Origin of the sequence: Acinetobacter sp. YH12218, from assembly GCF_013417925.1 — a bacterium.
GTDB lineage: Bacteria > Pseudomonadota > Gammaproteobacteria > Pseudomonadales > Moraxellaceae > Acinetobacter > Acinetobacter amyesii.
In genome coordinates this window covers 1-8,734 of record NZ_VPDB01000095.1, presented here as the reverse complement: position 1 = coordinate 8,734, position 8,734 = coordinate 1, and the positions used below count along the sequence as shown (strand labels likewise).

Below are 8,734 nucleotides of genomic sequence, written 5' to 3'. Positions count from 1 at the left end.
ACTGGGTAATCTTGGTGTCTTTCTTGCTGCTTTGATTCACTCTAAAGACTGAATGTTTGTCGCTGTAAAACGCTAAAGGCTTACCGTGCTGTTCGACATATAAACGTGTTGAAATCATATAGTCAAAAGTTGATTCTGACTCACAGAAGCGTAAATGCTGTAATTTGCCTGTGGCATCATCAATGAACACCAGTAGACAGCATTTAGCAGCGCGTCCTTCAAACCAGTCATGGTGTGAGCCATCAATTTGGATCAGCTCACCAAAGCAATCCCGGTTGTAACGAGGCTGATACGGGCGCTTCAGGCGCTTGGATCGAGGAATCCATAAGTCAGCTGCAATCATCCAGGAACGCAGGGTTTCTACTGAAAGATCGAATCCATGTACGGTGGTGAGCTTTTCATGCACTAAAGTGGGTCCGAAACCATGGAGTTGGTCAGAAACAATATTGAGATACTTAAGTCTGAGTTCTTCAGGAAGTTTAGAATTGCTGATTTGGCCACGACCGGCATGGGCTAATGCAGCGGGACCTTGAGCTTTGTATTTCTGCAGTAAGCGTCTGATCTGACGTTCTGAGATATGAAGTAGCTGAGCAGTCTGGGATTGAGTTATGCGTTGATCGCAGATTTCCTGCAAGACCGACAATCGTTTAAGTTCTTTATCCGACATAGACACCAACATATCAAACCGTCCGCTAAGGAAATTGCAGAAGTGCATATTCTAAAAGCGGACATTTTTACTTTGGAGAAACCGGACATTTCTATTTTGGAGTTACAAGGGCTGTTCGTTTCGTATAATCGCCATTATGTTAAATTGAGTGCTTAGCGTTATCTAATCATCTCAATATATTATAAGTCACTCGTGAAAATTTCAGTTGTGTAATACCTTGTAATTTAAGGATATAACTATACAGTTTTAAGGTCTTATTCTAATCAAAATTAAATAGATTCTACGAATAGTTCCTCCAATTATTGACACATCTAACCATCTTTTGATGAATCACTTCATAAGCTAATGGGAAACACTAATCATTGGAAGCACAACAGCTCTTTGAGCTATACCAAACTTCGATATATTCATCGATATCCGACTTCAGCTTGTCAAAAATCATTTCATCAGAAATATAAAAATAAGTACGGCTATTCAATTACATACACTATTCCTTGGGTTTATTTTCAGATTTTTACAAACATTCAATCAACAACTTCTTCTTTTCAAGACTAAATCAACATAAGTCTATGTTTTAAAATAATTAAATAATTTTTTTCAAGCTTACAATCTACAACTAAAGTCGACCTTCTCGATTTTTTGTTGACATGTCTAAAAAATCAAATATATTAATAATGATACGATATGTATCATTATACAAAAATATTTTAAATAGGATGTTTAAAATGATAGGGCTAATCGGAATAGTCTTGTCCCTAATATTGCTGATGTATTTAGCATATAAGGGCTTCAGCGTTATTGTTCTTGCACCAATACTTGCGTTATTTGCAGTTGCATGGAGTGGGCTCAGCAATGAGATACTTGGGTTTTATTCTCAAGTTTTCATGACAGGTTTAGGTGGCTACATCATCAAATATTTCCCACTCTTTTTATTAGGAGCTGTGTTTGGGAAATTAATGGATGACTCAGGTTCAGCTCGAACTATCGCCAATTTTTTTGTAGAAAAATTGGGACATAAAAGAGCGATGCTTTCTATCGTGCTTTCATGTTCGATTCTAACTTACGGTGGTGTTTCGTTATTTGTTGTTGGTTTTGCTGTATTCCCAATTGCATCTGCACTCTTTAAAGAACTTGGGATTCCGAAGCGTCTAATTCCTGCAGCAATCATGTTAGGTGCTCTTACTTTTACCATGACGGCATTACCTGGCACACCTGCTATTCAAAATGCTATTCCAATGCCATTTTTTAATACAGACCTATACGCGTCACCTGGCTTAGGAATACTGGCATCCATTTTTATTCTGGTTACAGGAATGTGGTGGTTAAACAAGCGTATTGCTAAAGCACATTTAAATAATGAAGGTTATGGCAATCACTTTGAATCACACCACCGTGAAAGTGGATTAACATCATCATCTCCAAGTTTACTGATTGCTTTTGCACCAATCCTAGTAGTTATAATTTCCAACCTACTGTTAACTAAATTTATTTTACCTTCTCTGGATACGGCATATCTTTCTACTGACCAATTTGGAAATACTTCATTAAGTTCAGTCATTGGGCTATGGGCGATTATCTGTGCATTAGTCTTAGCTTGCTTAAGCATCATCGTTCTAAATTGGAAGGCCTTTGTTGATATCAAAGATTCAATTCAGCAAGGGGTGTCATCTTCATTCTTACCTATTTTTAATACGGCTTCTGAGGTCGGTTATGGCTCAGTCATCGCTTCATTGGCAGGTTTTATTATTCTGCGTGATTTTCTAATCGGTATTGCGCCAAATAATCCACTAATTTCTGAAGCTATTGTTATCAATGTATTAGCAGGGATTACAGGCTCAGCTTCAGGTGGTCTTAGTATTGCCCTAAATACAATGGGTGAAACCTATAAAAGTTTGGCACTAGAGCATGGGATTTCATTAGAACTCATGCACAGAGTCGCATCAATGGCCTCTGGCGCACTAGACTCACTTCCACACAATGGTGCCGTAATTACTATCATTACCTTATGTGGATTGACTCATAAACAATCTTATTACGACATGTTCATCGTCGCAGTTGTTATACCGCTGATTGCATTAAGTGGTGTCATTACCCTCGGTACAATATTTGGATCATTCTAGAAAATTCAATACCTTAACCTAATATGGTGAATAAAAAATGTCTCATACGATAAACCTTCCTCGAATTATGCAGGTTGGAAAAAATGCTCGAAGCCAGCTTCCTGCAATATTAAATAGCTTAGGCGCAAAAAAGCCTTTGATCATCACTGACAAAATGATGGTCACATTAGGTTATATCAACGAAATCCAGAACATACTCAAAACAGCAAATATTGAAAGCGACTATTTTGACGAGACTATTCCTGAGCCAACTTCTGCTTCAATCGAAGCAGGTGTAAATCATATTAGATCTCATCAATATGATTCCATCATTGCTGTAGGTGGCGGAAGCCCAATCGACAGTGCAAAAGCCATTAGTATTTTGGGCATGTTTGGTGGAGAAATTCGTGATTATAAATTTCCTCGACAAGTGAATGAGACTGGATTACCTATTATTGCTGTGCCAACAACAGCAGGTACAGGTTCAGAATGTACTCGATTTACCATCATTACTGATGATAAAACCAGTGAAAAAATGCTGTGCGCAGGGTTAGGTTTTTTACCTGTGGCTGCAATCGTAGACTATGAATTAACGATGTCAATGCCTGCCCGTACAACGGCTGATACTGGAATTGACGCACTCACGCATGCAATTGAAGCTTATGTTAGTAAAAAGGCAAGTCCATATAGTGATTCCCAAGCGATTGCAGCAATGAAGCTCATTGGTCCAAATATACAGACCGTTTTTCACGAACCAAATAATGAATCTGCACGTGAAAAAATGATGCTTGGATCTACATTTGCAGGTATCGCATTTTCCAATGCCTCTGTTGCTTTAGTACATGGTATGAGTCGACCGATTGGAGCTTTTTTCCATGTTCCGCATGGATTATCTAATGCAATGTTACTACCGATGATTACTGAGTTTTCAATACATGGTGCACCAGAACGTTATGCAGACTGTGCTAAAGCAATGGGTGTTGCCCATATGGATGACTCTGACAATGTTGCAAATCAGAAACTTATCCAAGCATTAATCGAAATAAATAGAGACCTCAAAGTTCCAACATTAGCTGAATTTGGAGCTGATAAACAATTTTTCGATGAAATTGTCGAAACAATGGCTGAACAAGCACTCGCATCTGGTTCACCTTCCAATAACCCTGTCGTTCCTACAGTCACCGAAATAGTTTCACTATATAAGCAACTCTGGTAAGGCATATTTAATTCATTTTTCCACATCAAGAGGATAGATCCACATGGAATTAATCGGGCATTTTATTAATGGGACTCTGAATACCCAACATGCAAGAACTCAACCTGTTTACAATCCATCAACAGGTGAACAAAGCAAGGAAGTAGCGCTTGCAACCAAAGCAACAGTTGAAGAAGCAATTGCCGCAGCTGAAGCAGCATTTCCTGAATGGCGAAATACTCCAGTGATTAAACGTGCACGTGTAATGTTTAAATTCAAAGAACTGCTGGAAAAAAATGCTGAAAAAATTTGCCAACTTATTGGTGAAGAACATGGAAAAATCATGCATGACGCTGCTGGCGAATTACAGCGTGGTATCGAAAACGTCGAGTATGCTTGTAGTGCACCTGAATTCTTAAAAGGCGAATTTAGTAAAAATGTTGGCCCATCTATTGATTCTTGGAGCGAATTCCAGCCATTAGGTGTAGTCGCTGGAATTACTCCATTTAACTTTCCAGCGATGGTTCCACTTTGGATGTTCCCTATGGCTATTGTCTGTGGAAATACCTTTATTTTGAAACCTTCTGAGCGTGACCCATCATCTACTTTGTTTATCGCGCAGTTGATGAAAGAAGCTGGATTACCAGATGGCGTACTCAATGTGGTAAATGGTGATAAAGAAGCTGTTGATACTTTACTTTTAGATACTCGTGTACAGGCTGTGAGTTTTGTCGGATCTACAGCGATTGCTGAGTATATTTATAAAACTGCTACAGCATCAGGAAAACGCTGCCAAGCCCTTGGTGGTGCAAAAAATCACGCAATTGTGATGCCTGATGCAGATTTGGATAATGTAGTTAGCTCTTTACTTGGCGCTGCGTTTGGTTCTTCTGGCGAACGCTGTATGGCACTTTCGGTTGCTGTGGCGGTAGGCGATGAAATTGCAGACCAAATGATAACTAAGCTTTCTGAAGCGATGAGTTCACTCAAATATGGTCCTTATTTGGATAAAAATAACGATTTTGGACCACTCATTACAGCTCAACATAAAGCTAAGGTTGTAGGTTATATTAATAGTGCTGAAGAACAAGGTGCGAACATTGTGGTTGATGGTCGCGATGCTGCTCCAGTTGGTTATGAAAATGGTTTCTACGTTGGTGCCACACTCATTGATCAAGTCACTGCTGACATGACCAGTTATAAAGAAGAAATTTTTGGACCTGTATTACAAGTGATTCGTGTAAGTACAATGCAAGAAGCTATGAACCTTATTGATAATCATGAATATGGTAATGGTACTTGTATTTATACACGTGACGGTGAAGCAGCCCGCTATTTCAGTGATAACATTAAAGTTGGTATGGTCGGAGTTAATATTCCGCTTCCTGTACCTGTTGCTTATCATAGTTTTGGTGGTTGGAAACGTTCATTATTTGGTGACTTATATGCGTATGGTCCAGATGGTGCTCGTTTCTATACTCGACGCAAAACCATTACTCAACGTTGGCCAAGTGCGAATGTTAGAGAAGGCGCACAATTTTCTATGCCGACTTTAAACTAAGATTAGCAAACAAGATAAGGGGGAAGCTGTTATAGCTTCCCTTTTTTATGTAGTATCAATCAGATGACTCAGGTCGTTGGCAGCTTGACGCAATAGTGGTTCAAAAGCCAAAAGATCATCTAATGATTTACGTATGGTCGGTGCATGTACATATAAACATGCAACAATCTCTTCTTTTCTAAAGATTGGAACTGAACACGCCACCATACCTGAGATAAATTCTTCGTTATCTGTTCCAATTTGATTTGAATAAATTTGACTTAAATTTTCTTCAAGCAAGATTGGATTTGTAATGGTATTTTTAGTCATTTGTTCAATAGACAGATGTTCCAATATTTTTTTTCTACGTTGATCTGATTGAAAACTCAGTAGTAATTTCCCACTGGATGTACACCATAGTGGCACAGTAGAACCAATCGGTAGATAGACTTGTAAGGGCCAATTGGTCTGGACACGGTCTGTGTATAGCATTTGATTGTTATGCAGTATAGCGATTCCACATGTTTCATTAATTTGCTCTGACAACTTTTGCAAAATCGCTAGTCTTTCTATTTTTAGAGGTTCTTGCTGCCATGCACTCATGAGCAAATCATAGGTTCGCTCGCCTACGATATACCCACCATAGGTATCAACCTTAATGAACTTTTCCTGCTCCAAGGTCTGCAACAGTCGATGGATACTAGGTTTAGGAATATCCAGTTCTACTGAGAGGTCTAAAGGGGTCGGAGGATGTTTGGCTGTTGAAATAGCCTCAATAATATCTAAAACTCGGGTTATTGATGAGCCTTTTCTATTCATTGTAAGTACTCGATAGTCAAAGGTAGTTACCTGTACAAAAAGAATAATATAATTTTTCAAATTATAAGTGATGTATAGGATTCATCCTAATGATTGCTGAATGTTTTTAGCATGTTGGGTTTTACAAATTAAATTAGAGCGGCCTTGTTGAACAAACCTACCGATAAAGTCTTATTCCGCTATATAATTTGCAAATGAATAAGCCTATAAAAGGGCAGCAACAGGTGTGCCAGACTCCGCTTGCTTTAATATGGACATGATCTGGTTGTCAGTAAATTTAGATGTTTTCATGCAGAATCTCCTGCTTGTATCTTAAGAGAAAATTCTACTTTTAGATCCTATTATTTTTAGGGGGGATTACCAAATGATCTACTAATTTTTATAGGCTCATAAATAACTACCCCATAAAATTTAAGCTAAAAATTTAGTAATTTCTTCAGCTGTTGCTTTTGCTGTCCTTGAAACGCCCACTAAAGTTGCTGAACCAGGTCCAGTCCATTCACCATATCCCACTAACCACAGGTTAGGTTGTTTGACTGACCTTGTCCCTGTAACCAGTACCGTATTGTTTTCCTCTACGATCTCAAGTGGTTTTAAATGATCTAGAGCCGCTTTAAACCCAGTACACCAAATCACGGCATCGATCTGTTGAAAAGATCCATCCTCCCAAATCACGCCATCTTGCGTGAATGCTGCAAATGGTCGCTCACTATGCAGCACGCCACGTGCACGTGCATCTTTGACCGAATCAATCATGACAATATCGCCCAGGCCACCAATCGGCTGATCTACAGTACGACCTTCGAGTTGTGCCTTTAAACGCTCCGTAGCACGTAAAAACAAGATACGTCCATCAACATCATCAGCTAGAAATTGAGGAGGGATCGGGGTGATCCAAAGTGTATTGGCCACTTGAGAAACTTCAGCTAGAATTTGTGCGCCAGAATTTCCGCCACCCACAATCATGACGTTCTTATCTTTGAAGGTTTCTGCATTTTGGTAATGCGCGGAATGTAATTGTAGTCCTTTAAAATTCTCCTGACCTGAATAAGATGGGATATAAGGATGACTCCAAGTACCGGTTGCACTCACTACAGCTTTTGCTTTCCATGACTGTTCACCTGCATAGACGTTTAATATGTCTTCCTCAGCCTCAACACGATCAACGTGCACAGGACGGACAACCGGAAAATGATAACGTTGCTCATATTGCTGTATGTATTCAATCACTTCATGACGAGTCGGATAAGTTTGTTCTGTCCCTGGCATCATCCAGCCTGGTAAGGAACTCCAGCTATTCGGTGAAAACAGTCGCAAAGAATCCCAAGCATGTAGCCAGGCACCGCCTGCCTGCGGCTGTTCATCTAAAATGATAAAAGACAGACCATTGCGCTTTAAAAAGTAAGATGTAGCTAATGCTGCTTGCCCCCCACCAATGATGATCACGTCTGTTTCTGTTGTTATTGACATTTTTCTTTCCCATAACTTCATTATTATCAAAAGTATATATCTATCTTGATCATTGTGCCCAATAAAAACCCAATATCAGGATGAACTGATATTGGGCATGGGCAGCACTATCTCTCTATATTAGAGGGTAGATAAAATGAGAGTATTACTTCTACAAATTATCAAGGTACTTTTCAGCATCCAATGCAGCCATACAGCCTGAACCAGCCGAAGTAATGGCTTGACGGTATACGCTATCTGTAACATCACCAGCAGCGAAAACACCCGGTACGGAAGTGGCTGTAGCATTGCCTGCAGTACCGCTTTGTACCTGGATATAGCCATTTCGTAACTCAAGCTGGCCTTCAAACATACTGGTATTTGGTTTATGACCAATTGCAATGAATACACCTTGAACATCAACGTCCTGAATGGAATCATCCTGTGTCGATTTTAAACGTACACGGCTTTGTTGCACAAAGATTTGAAATGCAAAGCGCCCCTAATTGAGCCAAATTTAAGGCGTAACTTGGGTAAGTGGTCGACCTAATTCCGTAAATCTGTTAAGGACTGCTACACGTGCATGGATCTCATTCACTTGGCTAGCAAAACTCCTTGCACTGAGTTTATCTCCTAATAATTTGATGCAATGCATCTTAGTTTCAACCAAACTTCGCCGATGATAGCCTGACCATTTTTTCCATAGTGTCCTGCCTGAGAAGCACTGCTTCGCAAGATTAACCGTTCGAAGTAATTCATTTCGCTCTAGCGAGCTACTCTTTGTATCTTTCCATGGTTTCGCATTTTTTCTAGGTGGAATCACCGCATGCGCTTGCCGATCTGCAATGACCTGACGGCATTGCTTAGTGTCATAAGCTCCATCGGTATAAACAGAATCAATCCGCTCATCTTGTGGAATCTGATCAAGTAAATCACCAAGCACCTGTGAATCACTGACATTATTG

7 protein-coding genes and 1 pseudogene are annotated in these 8,734 nt (G+C 39.6%); 3 read left to right on the top strand and 5 right to left on the bottom strand.

Annotated elements, in window-relative coordinates:
• The coding region (locus FTV03_RS16240; RefSeq protein WP_180042206.1) for an ISNCY family transposase at window positions 1-667 on the bottom strand (667 nt) is incomplete at its 3' end.
• Window positions 668-1,392: 725 nt separating this feature from the next.
• Here FTV03_RS16240 and FTV03_RS16235 point away from each other — a divergent pair.
• Genes FTV03_RS16235 through FTV03_RS16225 form a run of 3 tightly spaced genes read left to right on the top strand, consistent with a single transcriptional unit; the run spans window position 1,393 to window position 5,522 of the window.
• Window positions 1,393-2,787 (top strand): GntP family permease, encoded by a 1,395-nt coding sequence (locus FTV03_RS16235; protein ID WP_026438090.1) that lies wholly within the window; start codon window positions 1,393-1,395, stop codon window positions 2,785-2,787.
• A 37-nt stretch (window positions 2,788-2,824) separates the two neighbouring features.
• A complete protein-coding gene (locus tag FTV03_RS16230) occupies window positions 2,825-3,982 on the top strand; it encodes an iron-containing alcohol dehydrogenase (RefSeq protein ID WP_062034255.1) in 1,158 nt (385 codons plus the stop codon).
• Between the two features lie 43 nt (window positions 3,983-4,025).
• A complete protein-coding gene (locus tag FTV03_RS16225) occupies window positions 4,026-5,522 on the top strand; it encodes a CoA-acylating methylmalonate-semialdehyde dehydrogenase (RefSeq protein WP_019836965.1) in 1,497 nt (498 codons plus the stop codon).
• Between the two features lie 45 nt (window positions 5,523-5,567).
• Here FTV03_RS16225 and FTV03_RS16220 read toward each other — a convergent pair whose 3' ends face one another.
• The 4 genes and pseudogenes from FTV03_RS16220 to FTV03_RS16205 all read right to left on the bottom strand — a co-directional run.
• Entirely contained in the window at window positions 5,568-6,320 is a 753-nt protein-coding gene (locus tag FTV03_RS16220; protein ID WP_019836964.1) for an IclR family transcriptional regulator, read from the bottom strand.
• Window positions 6,321-6,731: 411 nt separating this feature from the next.
• On the bottom strand, window positions 6,732-7,790 hold the full coding sequence (locus tag FTV03_RS16215) for an ArsO family NAD(P)H-dependent flavin-containing monooxygenase (RefSeq protein WP_180042204.1): 1,059 nt from the start codon (window positions 7,788-7,790) through the stop codon (window positions 6,732-6,734).
• Window positions 7,791-7,941: 151 nt separating this feature from the next.
• A pseudogene (locus FTV03_RS16210) lies at window positions 7,942-8,232 on the bottom strand (FAD-dependent oxidoreductase); the annotation flags it as partial.
• A gap of 54 nt (window positions 8,233-8,286) precedes the next feature.
• A partial coding sequence (locus FTV03_RS16205) for an IS5 family transposase (RefSeq protein ID WP_180042202.1) occupies window positions 8,287-8,734 on the bottom strand: 448 nt, incomplete at its 5' end.